Origin of the sequence: Myxococcus virescens (assembly GCF_900101905.1) — a bacterium.
GTDB lineage: Bacteria > Myxococcota > Myxococcia > Myxococcales > Myxococcaceae > Myxococcus > Myxococcus virescens.
Map to the genome: position 1 here is coordinate 104,249 of NZ_FNAJ01000005.1, position 16,566 is coordinate 120,814.

Annotated in this window: 20 protein-coding genes; 6 read left to right on the forward strand and 14 right to left on the reverse strand. The window is 68.5% G+C overall.

Features of this window, described 5'->3' with window-relative positions:
- Window positions 1-28: 28 nt before the first annotated feature.
- The 3 genes from clpX to BLU09_RS16550 form a co-directional block, all read right to left on the reverse strand.
- Entirely contained in the window at window positions 29-1,306 is a 1,278-nt protein-coding gene (gene clpX, locus BLU09_RS16540; RefSeq protein ID WP_090490877.1) for an ATP-dependent Clp protease ATP-binding subunit ClpX, read from the reverse strand.
- 224 nt (window positions 1,307-1,530) lie between these two features.
- Window positions 1,531-2,187, reverse strand: a complete 657-nt coding sequence (locus BLU09_RS16545) for a hypothetical protein (protein ID WP_011554062.1) — start codon at window positions 2,185-2,187, stop codon at window positions 1,531-1,533.
- A gap of 27 nt (window positions 2,188-2,214) precedes the next feature.
- Window positions 2,215-3,144 (reverse strand): AgmX/PglI C-terminal domain-containing protein, encoded by a 930-nt coding sequence (locus BLU09_RS16550; RefSeq protein WP_186817791.1) that lies wholly within the window; start codon window positions 3,142-3,144, stop codon window positions 2,215-2,217.
- Window positions 3,145-3,188: 44 nt separating this feature from the next.
- Here BLU09_RS16550 and BLU09_RS16555 point away from each other — a divergent pair, with 44 nt between their 5' ends.
- On the forward strand, window positions 3,189-4,034 hold the full coding sequence (locus tag BLU09_RS16555; RefSeq protein ID WP_090490516.1) for a tRNA pseudouridine synthase A: 846 nt from the start codon (window positions 3,189-3,191) through the stop codon (window positions 4,032-4,034).
- 27 nt (window positions 4,035-4,061) lie between these two features.
- Here BLU09_RS16555 and BLU09_RS16560 read toward each other — a convergent pair whose 3' ends face one another.
- The 3 genes from BLU09_RS16560 to BLU09_RS16570 all read right to left on the reverse strand — a co-directional run bounded on the left by BLU09_RS16560 (window position 4,062) and on the right by BLU09_RS16570 (window position 5,466).
- Complete coding sequence (locus tag BLU09_RS16560; protein ID WP_011554065.1) at window positions 4,062-4,226, reverse strand: ribbon-helix-helix domain-containing protein; 165 nt, start codon at window positions 4,224-4,226, stop codon at window positions 4,062-4,064.
- A 59-nt stretch (window positions 4,227-4,285) separates the two neighbouring features.
- Window positions 4,286-4,861: a hypothetical protein gene (locus BLU09_RS16565; protein WP_090490878.1), complete on the reverse strand. Its 576-nt coding sequence runs from the start codon at window positions 4,859-4,861 to the stop codon at window positions 4,286-4,288.
- Window positions 4,862-4,974: 113 nt separating this feature from the next.
- Window positions 4,975-5,466 carry a DUF1772 domain-containing protein gene (locus BLU09_RS16570; protein ID WP_186817790.1) on the reverse strand — a complete coding sequence of 164 codons (492 nt, stop codon included), beginning with the start codon at window positions 5,464-5,466 and terminating at the stop codon, window positions 4,975-4,977.
- A 77-nt stretch (window positions 5,467-5,543) separates the two neighbouring features.
- Here BLU09_RS16570 and BLU09_RS16575 point away from each other — a divergent pair, with 77 nt between their 5' ends.
- Window positions 5,544-6,332 (forward strand): helix-turn-helix domain-containing protein, encoded by a 789-nt coding sequence (locus BLU09_RS16575; RefSeq protein ID WP_090490518.1) that lies wholly within the window; start codon window positions 5,544-5,546, stop codon window positions 6,330-6,332.
- A gap of 351 nt (window positions 6,333-6,683) precedes the next feature.
- Window positions 6,684-8,270, forward strand: coding sequence for a leucine-rich repeat domain-containing protein (locus tag BLU09_RS16580; protein WP_244171778.1), 1,587 nt, complete (start codon window positions 6,684-6,686; stop codon window positions 8,268-8,270).
- Window positions 8,271-8,311: 41 nt separating this feature from the next.
- Here the strand turns inward: BLU09_RS16580 and larE are convergent, their stop codons facing one another.
- The 7 genes from larE to BLU09_RS16615 form a co-directional block, all read right to left on the reverse strand.
- Window positions 8,312-9,208, reverse strand: a complete 897-nt coding sequence (gene larE / locus BLU09_RS16585; protein ID WP_090490520.1) for an ATP-dependent sacrificial sulfur transferase LarE — start codon at window positions 9,206-9,208, stop codon at window positions 8,312-8,314.
- Window positions 9,209-9,305: 97 nt separating this feature from the next.
- Window positions 9,306-10,079, reverse strand: coding sequence for an adenylyl-sulfate kinase (gene cysC, locus BLU09_RS16590; RefSeq protein ID WP_090490521.1), 774 nt, complete (start codon window positions 10,077-10,079; stop codon window positions 9,306-9,308).
- 192 nt (window positions 10,080-10,271) lie between these two features.
- On the reverse strand, window positions 10,272-10,685 hold the full coding sequence (locus tag BLU09_RS16595) for a M67 family metallopeptidase (protein ID WP_090490522.1): 414 nt from the start codon (window positions 10,683-10,685) through the stop codon (window positions 10,272-10,274).
- Complete coding sequence (locus BLU09_RS16600) at window positions 10,682-11,323, reverse strand: molybdopterin biosynthesis protein (protein ID WP_090490523.1); 642 nt, start codon at window positions 11,321-11,323, stop codon at window positions 10,682-10,684. The genes BLU09_RS16595 and BLU09_RS16600 overlap by 4 nt, the downstream gene beginning before the upstream one ends.
- 5 nt (window positions 11,324-11,328) lie before the next feature.
- Complete coding sequence (locus BLU09_RS16605; RefSeq protein ID WP_090490524.1) at window positions 11,329-11,601, reverse strand: ubiquitin-like small modifier protein 1; 273 nt, start codon at window positions 11,599-11,601, stop codon at window positions 11,329-11,331.
- A gap of 7 nt (window positions 11,602-11,608) precedes the next feature.
- Window positions 11,609-11,848, reverse strand: a complete 240-nt coding sequence (locus BLU09_RS16610; protein ID WP_090490525.1) for a sulfurtransferase TusA family protein — start codon at window positions 11,846-11,848, stop codon at window positions 11,609-11,611.
- A complete protein-coding gene (locus BLU09_RS16615; protein WP_011554076.1) occupies window positions 11,836-12,603 on the reverse strand; it encodes a HesA/MoeB/ThiF family protein in 768 nt (255 codons plus the stop codon). The genes BLU09_RS16610 and BLU09_RS16615 overlap by 13 nt, the downstream gene beginning before the upstream one ends.
- Before the next feature lie 122 nt (window positions 12,604-12,725).
- On the opposite strand from BLU09_RS16615, the gene BLU09_RS16620 reads away from it, so the two are divergent.
- The 3 genes from BLU09_RS16620 to BLU09_RS16630 all read left to right on the forward strand — a co-directional run bounded on the left by BLU09_RS16620 (window position 12,726) and on the right by BLU09_RS16630 (window position 15,242).
- Window positions 12,726-13,112, forward strand: a complete 387-nt coding sequence (locus BLU09_RS16620) for a hypothetical protein (RefSeq protein ID WP_244171780.1) — start codon at window positions 12,726-12,728, stop codon at window positions 13,110-13,112.
- A 109-nt stretch (window positions 13,113-13,221) separates the two neighbouring features.
- Entirely contained in the window at window positions 13,222-14,505 is a 1,284-nt protein-coding gene (locus BLU09_RS16625) for a sensor histidine kinase (protein ID WP_090490527.1), read from the forward strand.
- On the forward strand, window positions 14,502-15,242 hold the full coding sequence (locus BLU09_RS16630; RefSeq protein ID WP_090490528.1) for a response regulator: 741 nt from the start codon (window positions 14,502-14,504) through the stop codon (window positions 15,240-15,242). The genes BLU09_RS16625 and BLU09_RS16630 overlap by 4 nt, the downstream gene beginning before the upstream one ends.
- 16 nt (window positions 15,243-15,258) lie before the next feature.
- On the opposite strand, the gene BLU09_RS16635 is transcribed toward BLU09_RS16630, so the two are convergent.
- Window positions 15,259-16,530 carry a glycoside hydrolase 5 family protein gene (locus BLU09_RS16635; RefSeq protein ID WP_090490529.1) on the reverse strand — a complete coding sequence of 424 codons (1,272 nt, stop codon included), beginning with the start codon at window positions 16,528-16,530 and terminating at the stop codon, window positions 15,259-15,261.
- Between the last annotated feature and the right edge of the window lie 36 nt (window positions 16,531-16,566).

Consider the following 16,566-nt stretch of genomic DNA (forward strand, 5'->3'; position numbering starts at 1 on the left):
TTGGGACTCCAGGAGAAGCAAGACGCCGCTAGGCCGTCTTCTTCTCCTTCTCCATGACGAGCTGGGGCGCCTCGTGCTTGGTGATGACCTGCTCGGTGATCTTGCACTCCTTGACGCCCTCGCGGAACGGCACGTCGTACATGATCTCCAGCATGGCATCCTCCAGGATGGCGCGAAGGCCGCGCGCTCCGGAGTGACGGCGCATCGCCTCACGGGCGATGGCGCGCAGCGCCTCCCTCGTGAAGGTCAGCTTCACCTTCTCCATCTCGAAGAGCTTCTGGTACTGCTTCACCAGGGCGTTCTTCGGCTGGGAGAGGATGATGACCAGGTCCTCTTCCTTCAGGTCGTTCAGCGTGGCGATCATCGGCAGGCGGCCGATGAACTCCGGAATCATGCCGAAGCGCATGAGGTCTTCCGGCTCGGTCAGCGCCAGCAGCTCACCCACGCTGCGCTCCTCGCGGTGGGTGATCTTCGCGCCGAAGCCGAGGCCCTTCTCGCCCACGCGGCGCTTGATGACGCCGTCGATGCCGTGGAAGGCGCCGCCGCAGATGAACAGGATGTTCGTCGTGTCGACCTGGACGTACTCCTGCTGGTTGTACTTCTTCCCGCCGCGCGGCGTGACGTTGGCCCGGGTGCCTTCGATGATCTTCAGCAGGGCCTGCTGCACACCCTCGCCGCCCACGTCGCGGGTGGCGCTGGGCATGTCACCCTTGCGGGCGATCTTGTCGATCTCGTCGATGTAGACGATGCCGCGCGAGGCCTTCTCCACGTCGTAGTCGGCGTTGTGGAGGAGGTTCTGGATGATGTTCTCCACGTCCTCGCCCACGTAGCCGGCCTCGGTGAGGCTGGTGGCGTCAGCGATGGTGAAGGGCACGTTGAGGAAGCGCGCCAGCGACTGGGCCAGCAGCGTCTTGCCACTTCCCGTGGGACCGATGAGCAGGATGTTGCTCTTGCTCAGCTCCACTTCCTCGCCGGTGGGGCCCTTCACGCCAGGACGCGGCCGGGAGTTCGGCTTCTTTTGATAGATGCGCTTGTAGTGGTTGTACACCGCCACCGCGAGGACCTTCTTCGCCTGGTCCTGTCCGATGACGTAGTCGTCGAGGAACGCCTTGATCTCCGCCGGCGTCGGCAAGCTGACCTGGGGCTTGCCCTCCTCGCGCTCGTTCTCGTCCGCGATGATGTCGTTACACAGCTTGATGCATTCGTCGCAGATGTAGACCGTCGGGCCCGCGATGAGCTTGCGGACCTCGCGCTGCGACTTGCCGCAGAACGAACAAGACAGGTTGACGTGGTGCTCCTTCTTCACTGCCGCCTCCGAGTTCGCCGGCTCCGGACACCCGGAGCCTCCTTCGCCGTCCACCGCTCCCCTACCCGCACGGCCTGCCCACGTCTCGAACAGCCGTCAGGCCCACCTTCCACGCGGCCCTGAACCACTATAGGGCCCTCCCCTTCGGGCAGGAAGCCCGGCGGTACAGGCCCGTTGCCGAGCGTACAGCCCCCGCCAACGGGTCAGCGTTCAGTAACAGCGGCTCAGGCGTCCGTCACGCCCGAGGCGATGTCCTCGAGGTCTTCCGCCAGGGCGGCTGCCCGCTCGGCGACGGCGTTCGGAATCCGACGGCTCCCCGACAGCTCGCTCGCGAGCTTGCGGGCCATCTGCGCCAGTTTCCGTACCTGGGCGCTCTCCGGGGGCGGCTCCGGCGGGGGACGGGGGAAGCGCTCGGCGAACTCCTTCTTCAGCTCGGCCGGGTTCTTCTCCGGGCTCCAGATGCTGTCGCGCAGGGACTTGTATTCAGTGGGCGACAGCTGGCCCCGCTCCTCCGCGTCCGCGAGGACTTCGATGACCTCGAACGCGGGTGCGCGCTGGGGGAACTCCTGTGCGGTGAGCTCCTCCTCGGGCTCGTGCTTGGTCAGGAAGCTGAACGAGCGGGTGAGCTTCAAGGCGGTCTGCTTCTTGATGTGCAGTTCCTTGAGGCAATAGGTCTCGAAGGAGGGGTAGCCCCACTCCTCGAACTTGGCCTCATCCCGGACCTGGACCAGGAGCTTCCCCAGCTCGGCCCAGGTGGACTTGAAGCGCTTGGCGGCCGTCAGCACGGTGTGACGGAAGGTTCCCGGCGGGACGCTCAGCGCCTTCTTCGCAATTTCGGTCTCAGCAACAGATGCGGCGGACATGCCCACGGTATCGGGCATGCCCGGGGTGCCGGCAAGAAAGTGACCCTACCCCCGCTTGCCGATGGTGAACGACAGGCCCACCGTCGCCTGCTCGCCTTCGTAGGCGCGGAACGGCCACTTCCGCATCTCCGACAGCAGGCACTCGTAGAGTGGACCCTTCTTGAACTGATGGTTGTCCACCCACAGCTTGCTAACCCGGCCATCGTTCCCGATGACGAACTCCATGGGGACCTTGGCGTAGAGGCCGGGGGTGCGCTCCGCCTCTTCCTTGAAGCAGCGGAAGAGCGTGGACTTGTTGCTGGCCACCACCTGGTTGATGGCGGACTGGTCGAACTGCTGCGTCATCTCCATGCCATCCGGGTCGGTGGTCACGCTGCCCCCGGGGCGGGGCCTCCGGTCCGCCGGCGCTCGGGTGGTGGAGGCCATGGCCACCTTGCCCGGACCACTGCTGCCGGTGGCGGGCTTCACCCCTGGCTCGCCCGAGCCCGGACGGCGCGCGCCATGTCCGGGGTACTCGAAGAGCTCCTCGTCATCCGCCCGGGCCTGGGCCACGCGGATGGTGATTTCGCCCATCTCGAAGTCGTCCGTCTGGACCTCGCCGCCGCCGAACCACCCGTGGACGGCGGCGTTGCGCGCCAACTGGATGCCGACGATGCCCAGCACCACCACGCCCACCACCGCGGCGCCGCCGAGAATCTTCAAGCGCTTCGCGGACTTCGCCCGCTCCACGACGACCGCGGCGTCCACGCGGGCGCGCGCCTCCGCCCGGGCCACATGCACGCGGAAGGCGTCCACCTCGGACATGCGGTGGAAGTCCCGCTCTCCTGCGGGCGCCACCAGGGTGTCCAGCGTCAGCTCGCCCGAGGTGAGCTTCTCCACGAGTTGGGCACCACTGACGGGCCCTAGGACGAGGTCCCCGTGCTTGAAGAGCCAGAGTCCGTCCACGTCCGCCGCAAGGTCTTGTCCAGCTGCCATTTTGCGCGCGAGTATCCCGTGGTTCCCCACACCCAAGCAACGGCGTGCTCCCCTCCACCTCCAAGCGGATTCCCGTCGCACTGTGGATCTGGTACCGCGGCGGAATCTTCCGCGGCTTCCAGCGCCAACCCGAGGGCCCCACCGTCCAGTCAGCCCTGGAAGAGGCGCTGCGGTCCGTGGGGGTGCCGGCGACCTTGATGCCATCGGGGCGCACGGACCGGGGCGTCCACGCCCGGATGCAGGTGGTGAGCGTCCGGCTGGAAGCGGGCGACTCGGCGGAGTCCCTGGAGAAGCGGCTCCCACCCCGATTGCCACCGGGCCTGGGCCTGTGCGGGGTACGCCGCCCCACGTCCTTTCATGCGCAGTGGAGCGCATGCGGCAAGGAGTACCGCTACCGGTTCCAGCTGGGCGGGGCCGTGACGCCCGAATGGGCGCCCTATGCGCTGGACGTGTCCTCGGAGCCGCTGCTCCAGGCCACGACGGTGACGCCGGAGCGGTTGGCGGCGCTGCTGCGTTCAGCGGAAGGGACGCGGGACTTCATCGCGTTCCATGAGAAGTCCAGTCCACGCAAGCCGCGCACGCTGGAGTCCGCCACCCTGCACGCGCTGGGCGGTGGGCTCTACGAGGCTCGGCTGCGCGGGGACGGCTTCGCGCGCTACCAGATCCGCTATTTGATGGGGAGCGCGTTGAAGGTGGCCGCGGGGCTGCTGCCAGAAGAGGCGTGGCTCGCGGCGCTCGAGACGGGTCAGGCCATGGAGGGCTTCAAGGCGCCCGCTCACGGCCTCGTGCTCTGGGAGGTTCGCTACCCTCCCCAAGTGGACCCCTTCACCGCCGGGGAGCGTCTCCATCCCCCGGGGCTTCCGCTGGAGCCACCCTTCCACATCGGGTGACGCGCGGTGGGGCCCGGACGGCCATCTTCAGTCGACGAGCCGCTCTTCGTACTTCGCGAGCAGATCGGAGATGGCCTCGCGGAGGTACTCGCTCTGACGGATGCGCGTGGTGCGCGACAGGTCCTTGAGGGCGTCGAGCTTCTCGCGGTTGAGCCGGAAGACCACTGAGGTAAGGCGGGGATTCATGTCCATGTGCGCGACCTCCTACAGATGCGCACACATTCTCACAAGTCGGTCTGATCGCAAGAAATTCACTTCGATCCGACCGGGAAGATCCACTGAACCCCGGTGAAGGCTTCCGCGTCTCCGCGCAGGCCCGCGCCGAACCCGAGCGAAAGCCCGAGTCCCCCGAACACCGCGAGCCGCTCGGAGAAGGTGTGTCGCACGCCCAACGCTACGCGAGGCCCCAGCCACGGCCCAGAAAACGGCCTGATCAGCAGGCCCAGATCATAGAAGGTCTGCCAGGACCCATCTCCGTAGAAGTTCTGGAAGCCGCCGACCACCGATAGATCCGGGCCGCGCAGGCTGCCGCGGATCACCACGAAGACCTCGTCCCCGTCGTAGCCCACGGTCCGGCTGCCCCCGAGGTCCAGGTGCGCGTCCCCGCCATGCTTCGCGTCGGACTCCGAGCGATCAATGGACTCGGTGTAGGAGGCGCCGGGGCCGAGGATCAGTGAGAAGGCCCGTCGTTCCGCGTAAGGCGCGTCCACGTACTCCGCCGCGCCGGCTGCCGCGGGCAGAAGCACGGAACAGGCGCTGATCAGGGTATGGACGCAGCGTGTCAGGCGGGAACCCGCCCTGGGAGACGTGGAGTGATCGCGGGCCATGGCGCGGATCACGTTTCTATCAGGGTCCGCGTCCGAGGATGTGCCAGTCCGTGCTCCCCTCCCCTGGCGAAGCGGCCAGGGGCCCGGTGCGCGCACGGAATCGGACGTTCTGATCACGAACCGCCCTTCCAGCGGAGCCAGGACAGGGCCTGGAGCGCCGAGAACCAGGCCCCCGCGCTGAGCACATGACGCAGGTGGTTCATCCGCACCCACGTCACCGCGGTCTCCACGGCGGCGGCGTTGTCGGGCGCCTCCAGCAGTCTCAGCATCGTCGGGATGAAGTACGAGAAGGTCAGGAGCCGGTCGGCCAACGCCGCCAACGCGGCCCCGAGCCACCAGACGCGCAGCGCGCCGGTGGCTTGGGATGCGAAGTAGAGGCTCGCCAGGGTGAGCAGCGTCAGCGGCCCCGTGGTGACGAAGGCCCAGAAGCGGAGTCCCACGTTGTCCTCCCGCGCGGCCTCCGCGGACCAGTGTCCGCCCAGGGTGTCGAGCCATCGGGGCAACGTGACGCGGTGCTCGTAGAGTCCCGCGCCGAAGGCGATGCCCAGGACGACGACGAAAAGCCACAGGACGATTGCCGCGACGGAATGCTTCAGGTTGATCATGGCGCCAGGATGCGTTCCCGGCACGCGAGCGTCTTTCGTGCCCTTGCGCCGTTTTTCGCCTTCCTGCGGAGTTCCCGATGAGCCCCCGGCCCGCCCTGCTCGAACAGATTGGCTCGGACGTCGTGCAGTTCCAGGACGCGTCCGCGGAGTTCGATGCCACCGTCGGGAAGGTCCTCGCGCTCGGGCGCGCGGACCTCGCGTGCCTGACGCAGATTCACTTCGGTGGCCCGACGCCCCTCGGCGCCGTCGCCCGCGAAGCCGACGTGGCGCGGCTGGAGCTTGCGGGCTACGTCCAGCGGGAAGCGGCCGGTGGTGGCCAGCGGCTGGTGCTCACCGCGCACGCACGTGAGTGGATCGACACCCTCTGGGGTCCCCTCCAGGCAGACGGCCACCAGCTCATGGCCGGGCTGCCCGAGGAACACCTGCGAATCGTCGCGGGGTTCCTGAAAGCGGCGAGAGCCATCCAGGACCGACACGTGGCCCGGGTGGCCAAACTGCTTCAGGAACCGGGGACCTCACGGGCGGCACGCCAGCGAGGCGGGCTCTCCCCCGCCGCACTTCGCCGTGTGCAGCTTTACGTGGAGGCGCACCTTGCCGAGCCAATCCGCGTGGGTGAGCTGGCCACGCGCTCCGGCTTGAGCGTCTTTCATTTCACCCGCGCCTTCCGTCAGTCCACCGGCATGACACCGCACGCCTGGGTGCAGCAACGACGCGTGGAACGGGCGCGCGAATTGCTGAGCAACGCGTCGCTGCCGCTGGGAGACATCGCGCTCGCGGTGGGCTTCAGCTCACAGAGCCATTTCACCACGGTGTTCCGCCGGCTCACCGGACTGACTCCCGCCGTCATCCGCCGCGAACAGCGCTGAAGGAACCAGGTGCAAGGTGGGCCCCCCTTTCGCCCTCCCACATGGCATCGCAACACATACAGGTTACGCATTGACCTGAGTCCTTGGAGGGGTTGATCTCCCACCATGCACACGGGAACGCCATGGCTCGCAGGACTGATGCTCGTCGTGACGGCTTGCGCCGCCCGTCCCACGCCCGTCATTCCCGCTCCGTCCTCGCCCCCCGTCGTAGTGACGGAACCCAAGCCACTCCTCACGGTGTTCCGCCTCGAACCGGATGGGACAAGCGCTGAGCTCGGACATTTGCCACCAGGGCCCGAAGGCTTCACCCCACCTGACACGGGCAACTGGTACGCAGAACCCTTGCGCCCCGTGCGTACCGAAGCGGAGGCTCGCGAGGTCGCTGCCGTGCTGCGCGAGCATCGCGTGCGCGAATTGTCGTTTGGCGTTGCCAGTGTCCCAGCCCCTGGGCTGCTCGCGGCCCTGCTCCAGGAGTCCGGTGTCGTCGCGCTTCAGTTGTCTGGCACGAACTTCGGCAACGCGCACCTCGCCTCGCTGGAAAACGCGACCCAACTCGAGGCCTTGCACCTCAATGCCACCCGGGTCACCGACGCGGGGCTGGCTCCTCTCAAACGCATGCAACAACTGGCAGTGCTGCGGCTGGACGAAACGCCGGTCTCCGACGCAGGCCTTGCGCCGCTGTCAGAGCACACCACCCTGCGTCGAGTAACCCTCGCTGGAACAGCCGTAACATCCCAGGGGCTTGGATTCCTCGCGAGGCAACCGGGGCTGGAGGAACTCGACCTGTCGGATACCGCGGTGGACGACACCGTCCTCGCAGTGCTGCCGGGCGCTCCGTTGCACACGCTCAACCTCAGTGGCACGAAAGTCACGGATGCCGGCCTCCGCGGCCTCAGCGCCATGCCCACCCTTCGGCGGCTGGGCCTTGCGCGTACCGCTGCCTCAGACGCCAGCCTCGCGCACGTCGCGGGACTCCGTGAACTGGAAGCTCTCCACCTGGGCAGCACGCAGGTGACGGACGCCGGGTTGCTCCACCTCGCGAAACTGCCCGCGCTTCGTGCGCTGGTTCTCAGCAAGGCGCGAATCCGAGGCGCAGGACTTCGCCACCTCGCGGGCCTCTCTCGACTGGAAGCGCTTCACCTCGACGACACACGAGTGGGCGACTCAGCGCTGCGCCATCTTCGAGGACTCAACGAGTTGAGGGAGCTCGACCTCTCGCGCACCGCCATCACGGGCACGGGACTTCAAGAACTGAGCACCTTGGTGGCGCTCGAATCACTCTGGCTCTCGGGGCTCGCGTTGACGGACGATTCCCTCACGGCACTCGCTCCCCTCAGCCAACTGACGCGACTCGCGCTCAGCCACACGCCGATTGGCCCGGAGGGGCTGAACAACCTGGGTTCCCGCCCACTCCTGCGACACCTGGAGTTGAGCAAGACCGGGTTCACCGACGAATGGGTGCCCTCCATACGGCAGGCCTTTCCCGGCCTCCATTCATTGAAAGCCGAACGTACCCTCCTCACGGACGTGGGGCTGGGCCAGTTCGCCGAATGGACAGAGCTGGAGGCAATCCATGTCGCGGGGACCCTCATCAATGGTTCTAGCCTGACGAGCCTGCACACCCTTGCCCGACTCACGACGCTCGACCTCGGCGCGACGAGGTTGGACGCAGAGGGCCAGAAAGCACTCCAGGGCTTCACGAACCTCGTCTGGCTGAGCGTCGCCGGCGTCCACACCAGCGACGAGATGCTCGGCCACCTCCCCAGTTCGCTCCGAACCCTCTACCTGACGCGCACGAAAGTCACCGACGCGGGCCTCCCGGCGTTGCACAAGCTGCCACACCTGCGGGAACTCGACCTGCGCGGAACCGCTGTTTCCACAGAGGCCCGGAGCGCCCTGGCACGGGAACGCGGCATCCACCTCATCACCGGGATGTGAGCCGCTCCCGAGCCTCGCGACCACCACCAAGGAGACGCGGCTCAGCTCACCACGGGCAGCGAAAAGCCCTCCGGCTTGCCTGTGTCCCCCGGCCGCGCCACACCCGCCGCGTCATTCATGCGGCCCGAGCGGAACGGCTCCAGGTCCAGCGCCACGAACTTGAACCCCAGCGCCAGGAACGCGGTGTTGATCTTCTGCCGCACGTCCGCCGCGAGGAAGCGCTCGTACTCCTCCGCCGCCACCTCCAGCCGCGCCACGTCCTGGTGGTACCGCACGCGGAACTGTCGGAAGCCCAGCTTGCGCAGCTCCGACTCGGCGGCGGCGACCTGCAGCAGCCGATCCCGCGTCACCGCCGTGCCGTACGGAATCCGCGACGCCAGGCACGCCATCTGCGGCTTGTCCCACGTCGGCAGCCCGAGCGACTGGCTCCACGCCCGGATCTCCTCCTTCGTCAGCCCCGCCTGCGCCAGCGGCGACACCACCTGGTGCTCCTGCGCCGCCTTATGGCCGGGCCGGTGGTCCTTGAAGTCGTCCGCGTTGAAGCCGTCCAACACCACCGCCAACCCCAACGACTTCCGCTGCGCCTCGCAGATGTCGTACAGCTCCGTCTTGCAGAAGTAGCAGCGGTTCGTCGGGTTGGCCGCGTACTGCGGGTTCGCCAGCTCGTTGCTGCCCAGCACCACGTGCCGGGCGCCCAGCCGCTTCGCCAGCTCGCGCGCCTCGTCGGCCTCCTCCGGCGCCACGGACGCGGACAGCGCGGTGAGCGCGAGCGCCCGGTCGCCCAGCTCCTCCACCGCCACCTTCAGCACGAAGGTCGAATCCACACCGCCGGAGAATGCCACCAGCACGCTGCCATGGGCCCGCAGCGCGGCACGCATCAACTCCAGCTTGGGGCGCGACGACTCACACAGGGACTTGATCCGCTCGGGGCTCAACATGAAGCTCTCCTAAAACGGAGGGGCCCCGGATTGCACGCGCGCCGCGCGGCAACCTGGAGCCCCTTGGAAATGACACCGGGCCCGGAAGCCCAGCCGCCTAGCGAGCCTTCCGCTTCGCGGCCTTCTTCGCCGCCGAGGCCGGCTTCGCCACCCGGGCCGCGCGCGTGGCCGGACGGGCCTTGACGCCCTTGTCCGCCTTCGGCGCCTTCGCTGCGGGCTTGGACTCCTCGGCGCGGCGGGCCTTGGCGCCACCCTTCTCGGCCTTCTCCGCCTTCTCGCCCTTCGCGGGGAGCGGGTTGGCCTTCATCTTCTTGCCGGTGATGACCTTCAGCTCCTCGGTGCTCATGTAGCCGAGGTCCAGAAGCGACTGGAAGATCTTCGCCGCGCCGTCCTCCACCGACTCCACGTTGGAGTGGATGGTGACTTCCGGCGAGTTGGGCGGCTCATACGGCTCGGTGATGCCGATGAAGTTGGGGATCTCCCCGTTGAGCGCCTTCTTGTAGCGGCCCGTGGTGTCGCGCTCGATGAGCTTCTCCGTCGGGCAGTCGACGTAGACTTCCACGTAGCGACCAATCGACCGGCGGTTCTCCTCACGGCCCGGCTTGTACGGGCTCACGCAGGGTACCAGCGCAGCCACGCCGTTTCGCGTCAGCAGGTTCGCCACGAAACCCAGCCGCTTCACGACGGTGATACGGTCCTCCTTGCCATCCCCCAGCCCCGCCCACAGCGCCTCGCCAAGTTCACCCTCGTCGAGGATCTCGACGTTGCGACCCACCTGCCGCAAGCGCGCGGCGATGTAGGCGGCGGTGGTGCTCTTCCCGGTACCGGACATGCCGGTCAGCCAGAGGGTGAAACCAGTGTTGGAGGCCATATGGGTCGTCTACTCCCTGCGTCCGGAGCACTTCTTGCAAGCTGCGTATGGACGCCGCAGATCCAGAAGATGGACGCGGTTATAGACGAAAACCCGGCCACTTGACAATTCGCGCCCACCTTTCCGCAGGTGGGGGTGACGGGCATTCAAGTGCCTGCTCAGACAAGGCTTTTTCGTTTCTGCAATGCACTTTCAGCCCGTTCGTAACACGAAGTTTCCCTCAAGCCACTCATACTCCGACACGTAGTGAACACAGCCGCGATGTACGGATCCGATGAGGTAGGAAACATCCGAGAGCAGCGGATGCCCCTCCGGAGCCGCCCGTAGCAGGTCCTCCCGGGAGAAGGTGGCCGGTGCATCTACATGCGAGTGGAACACGCACACCACTCGCTCTGACCGTACATCCGCGTCGATGCAGACGGCCAGCCACTCCTCGGGCGCGAAGGCGTACGCCACGCGTGGGTTGTCGGCGGCGTTGCGCAGGGAGCGGATCCGCAGGGCGCCCGACCCCTCCGCGCGGAGGATCACCCCACAGCCCTCGAACGGATACGCGGCCTCCAGGAGACGCCCCACCTCGTCGAGGATGTGCTCGGGCCAGTGGCTCACGGCTCGGCGGGCAGCTCACGGCCCGCGCAGCGCGAGCACCTGCGCAATTCCATCTCCTCCACGGTTCCAGGTGCCACCAACCACCTGCCGCCCAGCGCGGGGCCCAGGCCCAGCCGCAGCCGCTGAAACACGAGCGCTCCCAGCGTCCCCACGGCCACGCCCAGCGCCCCATCCGGGGGCGAGCCCAGGTGCCGCACCGTCTCACCGAAGCACCAGAGGCACCCCTCCGCGCTTCGGAAGACCACGGCGGCCCGCATGCCATCGCCACCCAGCGCCACCCAGGGCGCCTCGCCACTCCACGCCGCGGGCAGCTCCGCCACCAGCCCGCCCCCCTGCCCCACCGCGCCCGCGTCCGGGTTCAGCGCGGGCACCTCGCGGGCCAGCGCCTCCGTCACGGGCAGACCCACGTCGGCAGGCCCCATCAGGAAGCCCGGCGCCCAGGGCCCCAGCGTCAGCGAGCCCGCGCCCGTCACCGGCGTGCCACCTCCCGCCAGGTACGCCGCCGCCGTCAGCCCTGACGCGCCAATGCCATCCAGCCGCGCCGTGCCCGCGAGCAGGGATTCCTGGCCACGTCCGCCCACCTCGCGCAGGAGGATCTGCCGGGAGTAGCGCAGGATCTGATCTTCGCGCAGCGCCATGGCCGTCAGCCCCCCGCCATGGCGGGGATGAGGGTGATGCGGTCAGCGTCCTTCACCGGCGTGTCCAACCCGTTCAGCGCGCGGATGTCCTCGTCGTTGAGGAACACGTTGACGTAGCGCCGCACCGCGCCGCGCTCGTCGAACACCCTGCCGCCAATGCCCGGGTGGCGCGCGTCCAGGTTCTTCAGCACCTCACGCACGGTGGCGCCGGGGGCTGCGACTTCCGCCAGGTTGCCGGTGAAGCCCCGCATCGGAGTAGGAATACGAAGGGTCGCCATGACTCACTCACCTGCCTTGCTTGCGGAGCACCAGCCGGTGCGTCCCGTCCGGGAGCGCGTCCAGGGACACGACCTCGTGGCCCTCGTCGCGCGCGTTGCGAGGCACGTTCTTCAGCGGCTCGGCGCCCCGAAGGAGCACCTCCAGCAACGTGCCCGGCTCCAGTGATTCCAACTTCAGCTTCGTCCGCACGTAGGTCATCGGACAGACCTCGCGGGTGATGTCCAGCCTCGCCGTCATGTCGCGCACGCCTCCGGAGACTCAGGGTACGCGGGGATGGCCGTGACGCGACAGCCCTCGCAGTCCGGCGCCCGCGCCACGCGTGTCCGCCGGCCCAGGATCGACACCGCATCCAGCACGTGCAGCGTGGCCTCGCCCTGCCCACCTCGCGCGGCACCCGACAGCAGCTCCAGCGCCAGCAGTGCCTGCACCGCGCCCACCAGCCCCGCCAGCGAGCCGAGCACCCCCGCCTGGGCACACGTGGGCACGGCGTCCGGCGGAGGCGGCGCTTCATAGAGGCAGCGCAGACACGGCCCCCCCGGGTCCACGCGCATCGCCTGGCCCTGCATGCGCAGCACACCGCCATAGATGAGCGGCACGCCCGTCAGCACCGCCACGTCCGACAGGAAGAACTTGGTGGCCACGCCGTCCGTGGCGTCGATGACGGCGTCGTGCGCGCGGAAGAGCCCCTCCGCGTTGCTCGCGTCCACGCGCTCGGGGATGGCCTCCGTGCTCAGGCCGGGAAAGGCCCGCGCCAGGCCCGCCGTCGCGGACTCCGCCTTGTTCCGGCCCACGTCTTCGCCCCGGTGCCAGAGCTGGCGGGGCAGGTTCGTCACGTCCACGCAGTCCGGATCCGCCAGCGTCAGGTGCCCGACACCGGCCTGGGCCAGCGCCAACGACGCCGGGCATCCGAGCCCGCCAGCCCCCACCAGCAGTACGCGCGCGCGCTCCAGCCGGGACGCATGGGGGATTCGGGGGTGATGGTCTGTACCGTGGCCATGCATCGGATGACTGCTCCACGCGGTCGGAAACGAATATGGTGGGGCCGCCTGCGTACCACCATGCAGAAGGGCGCAGGTGTCTCTCCACCGTCCCGCGTCCGCGCGGCCCCCACCTGCCAGGACATATGAAAAACCTGACCGGCGTGCTCGTCTTTTCCGCTGTCCTCTTCCTGGCGCCTGGCTGCACCCGCAAGTCGGGCGAGGCCCCGGGGCCCACCGATGCCTCCGCCGCCACGGACGAAGCCGCGCGCACCGGCGCCAGCAAGGGGGCCCTGCGCGCCGAGGACGCGGGCCCGGGCACCACGGCGCGCGCGGCCCAGGAGGCCTGCGTGGACTCGTGGCTCCAGAAGCAGGGGCTGGACGCGTACGGAAACCCGGAGGGCAGCATGTACGCGGGCGGCACGCCGCTCTTCAACGAGCGCACGGGCGAGCAGATCGACCGGCTGGACTTCATCTTCAAGAACAAGCCTGAGGTCCGCCAGGCGTGCTCGGGTGACGCTGCCGCGGAGTAACGCGGTGCTTCCGCCCGGCGTGGGGCCTGCCCCCTCGCCCCCCAGAAAGCGGGGCGGGCCACCTCCGGGATTCCCGGCCCCCCGGTTGCTCCCGTAGACTGCCGGACGAATGGATTCCCAACTCGCATTGAGCGAGGAAACGCCTGCCAACGACCTGCGCGCCCGGGTGCGGAAGGTCCTGGAGCGCCGCAAGCTGACGGACAGCGTGTCGGCGGAGCAGGCCGCCGCCTCGTGGGAGCAGGACCGCTTCGTGGCCAGGGCCCGCGCGCTCTTCTACGCGCGGATGATGTTCCTCACGCTGGGCCTGCTCATCCTCGCGGTGCCGGCCTGGAGCGGCTACTTCGGCCTCACCGGGCCCTTCTCCTTCGTGGGCTACTTCGCGATGCTGCTCTACAGCGTCGCCAACCTCCTGGTCATCGACCACCCCAAGGCCGGCCGCTGGGTGACGTACATCACCCTCTGCCTGGACGTGACCATCAGCGTGGTGCTCATCGCCAAGCCGCACGTCGGCGGCGGTCTCCAGAGCCCGCTGCTGGCCACGCAGCTGCTCTTCACCACGCTCTTCGCCATCCTCTTCCCCAAGCCGCTGGCGATCCTGCCGCCGCTGCTGGCGCTGCCCATCACCACCCGGCTGGACCTGCTCCTCAACCGCTCCGTGACGGCGGTGGAGCTGCTGACCCTGCTCTGGTACCTGGCGCTCAACTTCATCATCGTCTACGTGCTCGTGTACCTGAACGAGCGCGAGGCCGCCGCGCACCGCGAGGTCGTGTCGCTCCAGGGAGACCTCAAGGAGCTGGCGGTGGTGGAGGAGCGCAACCGGATGGCCCGGGAGATCCACGACGGCCTGGGCGCGTCCCTGTCGTCGATGATCATCCAGTCCGAATACATCCTGAACCTCGCGCGCGAGGAGGCCTTGCGCGAGGAGATCCGCGAGCTGAAGCTCACCGCGGAGGAGTCCATCGAGGAGCTGCGGCGCAGCCTGCGGATGATGCGCGAGGACTTCGAGCTGGCGCAGGGCCTGGAGGACTACGCGAAGACGTTCCGCGAGCGCACGGGCCTGGACATCCGCTTCGAGCGCACCGGGCTCCAGCGCAAGCTGGACCCGGACGCGCAACTGGCGCTGTTCCGCATCCTCCAGGAGTCGCTGTCCAACGCGGTGAAGCACGCGGAGGCCAAGGGCGTCCAGGTGCGGCTCGACTTCAGCGAGGACCGTGTCAACCTCGTCGTACGCGACGACGGCAAGGGCTTCGACCCTTCCCGGACGCCGCGCGGCCACTACGGCCTCTTGAACATGCGTGAGCGCGCCATGAAGCTCGGTGGCCAGCTCATCGTGGACTCGTCACCCGGCGCTGGCGCCCAGGTGGCATTCTCCCTTCCCTGTCGCCCGTCATGACCGGAGCTCCCGTGGACGCCCCGCAGCCTCCTGATTCGCCGCCCATTCGCGTCTTCGTGGTCGAGGATCAAACGAAGATCCTCAAGAACCAGCTCCGCCTCTTCGAGAACCACCCGGAGATGGACATCATCGGCACCGCGCTCTCCGGTGAAGCCGCGCTGGAGGAAGTGCCCAAGCTGATGCCGGACGTGCTGCTGCTCGACCTGGGCCTGCCCCGCATGAGCGGCATCGACGTGACGCGCGAGGTGAAGGCGCGCTTCCCGAAGATTGAAATCCTCATCTTCACCATCTTCGACGAGGAGGACAAAGTGCTGGAGGCCGTGAAGGCGGGCGCCTCCGGCTACCTGCTCAAGGGCGCCCCGGTGGACAAGATCATCGAGGCCATCAAGGAAGTCCGCGCGGGCGGCACCGTCATCCAGCCCAACCTGGCCCGCCGGCTGCTCCGTCACTTCCGCGTGGAGCCCGACGCCAGCCCCCTGATCTCCCCGCCCACCGCGCCGGAGCCGTCGGCCAGCGACCTGCCCCAGGAGCCCCTGCTCAAGCCGCTGTCGGACCGCGAGCGCGAAATCCTCCAGCTCATCGCCAAGGGCGTGTCCAACAGCGAGGCGGCGCGCCTGCTCGACCTCAGCAAGGCCACCATCCGCACGCACCTGGAGCACATCTACCGGAAGCTGGAGGTCACCAACCGCGTGGAGGCCGTCACCGAAGGCATCCGCAAGGGCCTCATCTCCGTCTGAGCCGGAGCGCCCGCGCTCAGCGCCCCGTGGAGACCGCCGCCCCCGGACGCTCCGCGGCGGCGGCCTCCATGACCAGGTCCGCGTACCGGTTGACCGGGTCTCCCGGCTGCGTGCCGTCCCGGTAATAGAAGGTGTAGTCGTCCCAGGCCTCCGGCCGGGCGTCATTGGCGAACATCCACAGCGCCCCCGCGCCGACGCCTTCCTTCCGCATGCACTCCAGCCAGCCGCGATAGAGCGCGCGCCGCTGCGACACGTCAAAGGTGCCTTCGTTGCGCAGCCCCAGTTCACCCACGAACAAGGGCTTGCCCAGGTTCCGGGCGATGGCGGCGTGCTCCCGAATCCACCGGGCGCCAGCCTCGGCAGTATCGATGCCGCCCAGGCCCCAGGACTCCGGATAGAAGTGCACCGACGCGAAGTCGATGTACGGGGACGCCGTGTTGCGCGTGAAGCTGGCCCCCGGCGTGCGAAGCACCGGCGACCCGGAGCGGGACCAGAAGCCAGGGTCGTACCCGTCGGGTGACGGCTCGAAGCCCTCCTCCCCCGTCCCCACCAGGTGGCCGGGCGCGTGCGTCTTCACCTCGCGCGCCACGTCATCAATCCACGCGCGCAGCCGCGCCCCTTCCTTGTCCAGCCCCCGTCCCCGCGGCTCGTTGAGCAGCTCCCAGGCCAGGACGGCCGGGTGGTCGCCATAGCGGATGCCGTCCACCGTGTTCACCCGGTTGAGCAACCGCGCCACGTGCGCCTTGAAGTGCGCCACCACCACCGGGTCGGTGAAGAACCGAGCATCCCCTTCCACGGGCTGGGGGAGGCCCGCCCACGCCACGTACTGGCGCGCGCCCCCGTACGCATCCCAGTAGTTCCCCAGCGTCAGCACCAAGCGAACGCCATGGAAGCGGGCGCGGGTGAGCACCCAATCCAGGCCGACCAGGGCCACCTCGTCGTACTCCAGCGGCGCCACCTGGATGGCGGTGTCCCCCACCTTCGACAGCGCGTCGTTGTGTCCGTTGGTGCGCAGCGCGCGCACGCCCAGCGCGGAGGCCTTGGCGAGCACCTCTTCCAGCACCGGGGACTCCGCCGCCCCCCGCCGCGCGTCCCGAGTGGCCTCTTCCTGCAGGAAGTAGGCATTGAGCACCATGGCGCCGGACGGCAACCGGTCCAGGTGTTGCGCCGGACCGCCCGAGCAGCTTGCGGCCACCGCCTCCAGCATGACCGGGTCCCCCTCTCCGCAGGCCCCCAGGAGGAAGGCGACGGCCGCGGAGGCGGTGGAGGTCCGGCGAGAAAAGGGCATGCCGACATGGTAACGACGCCACGCGCTCCACGCATC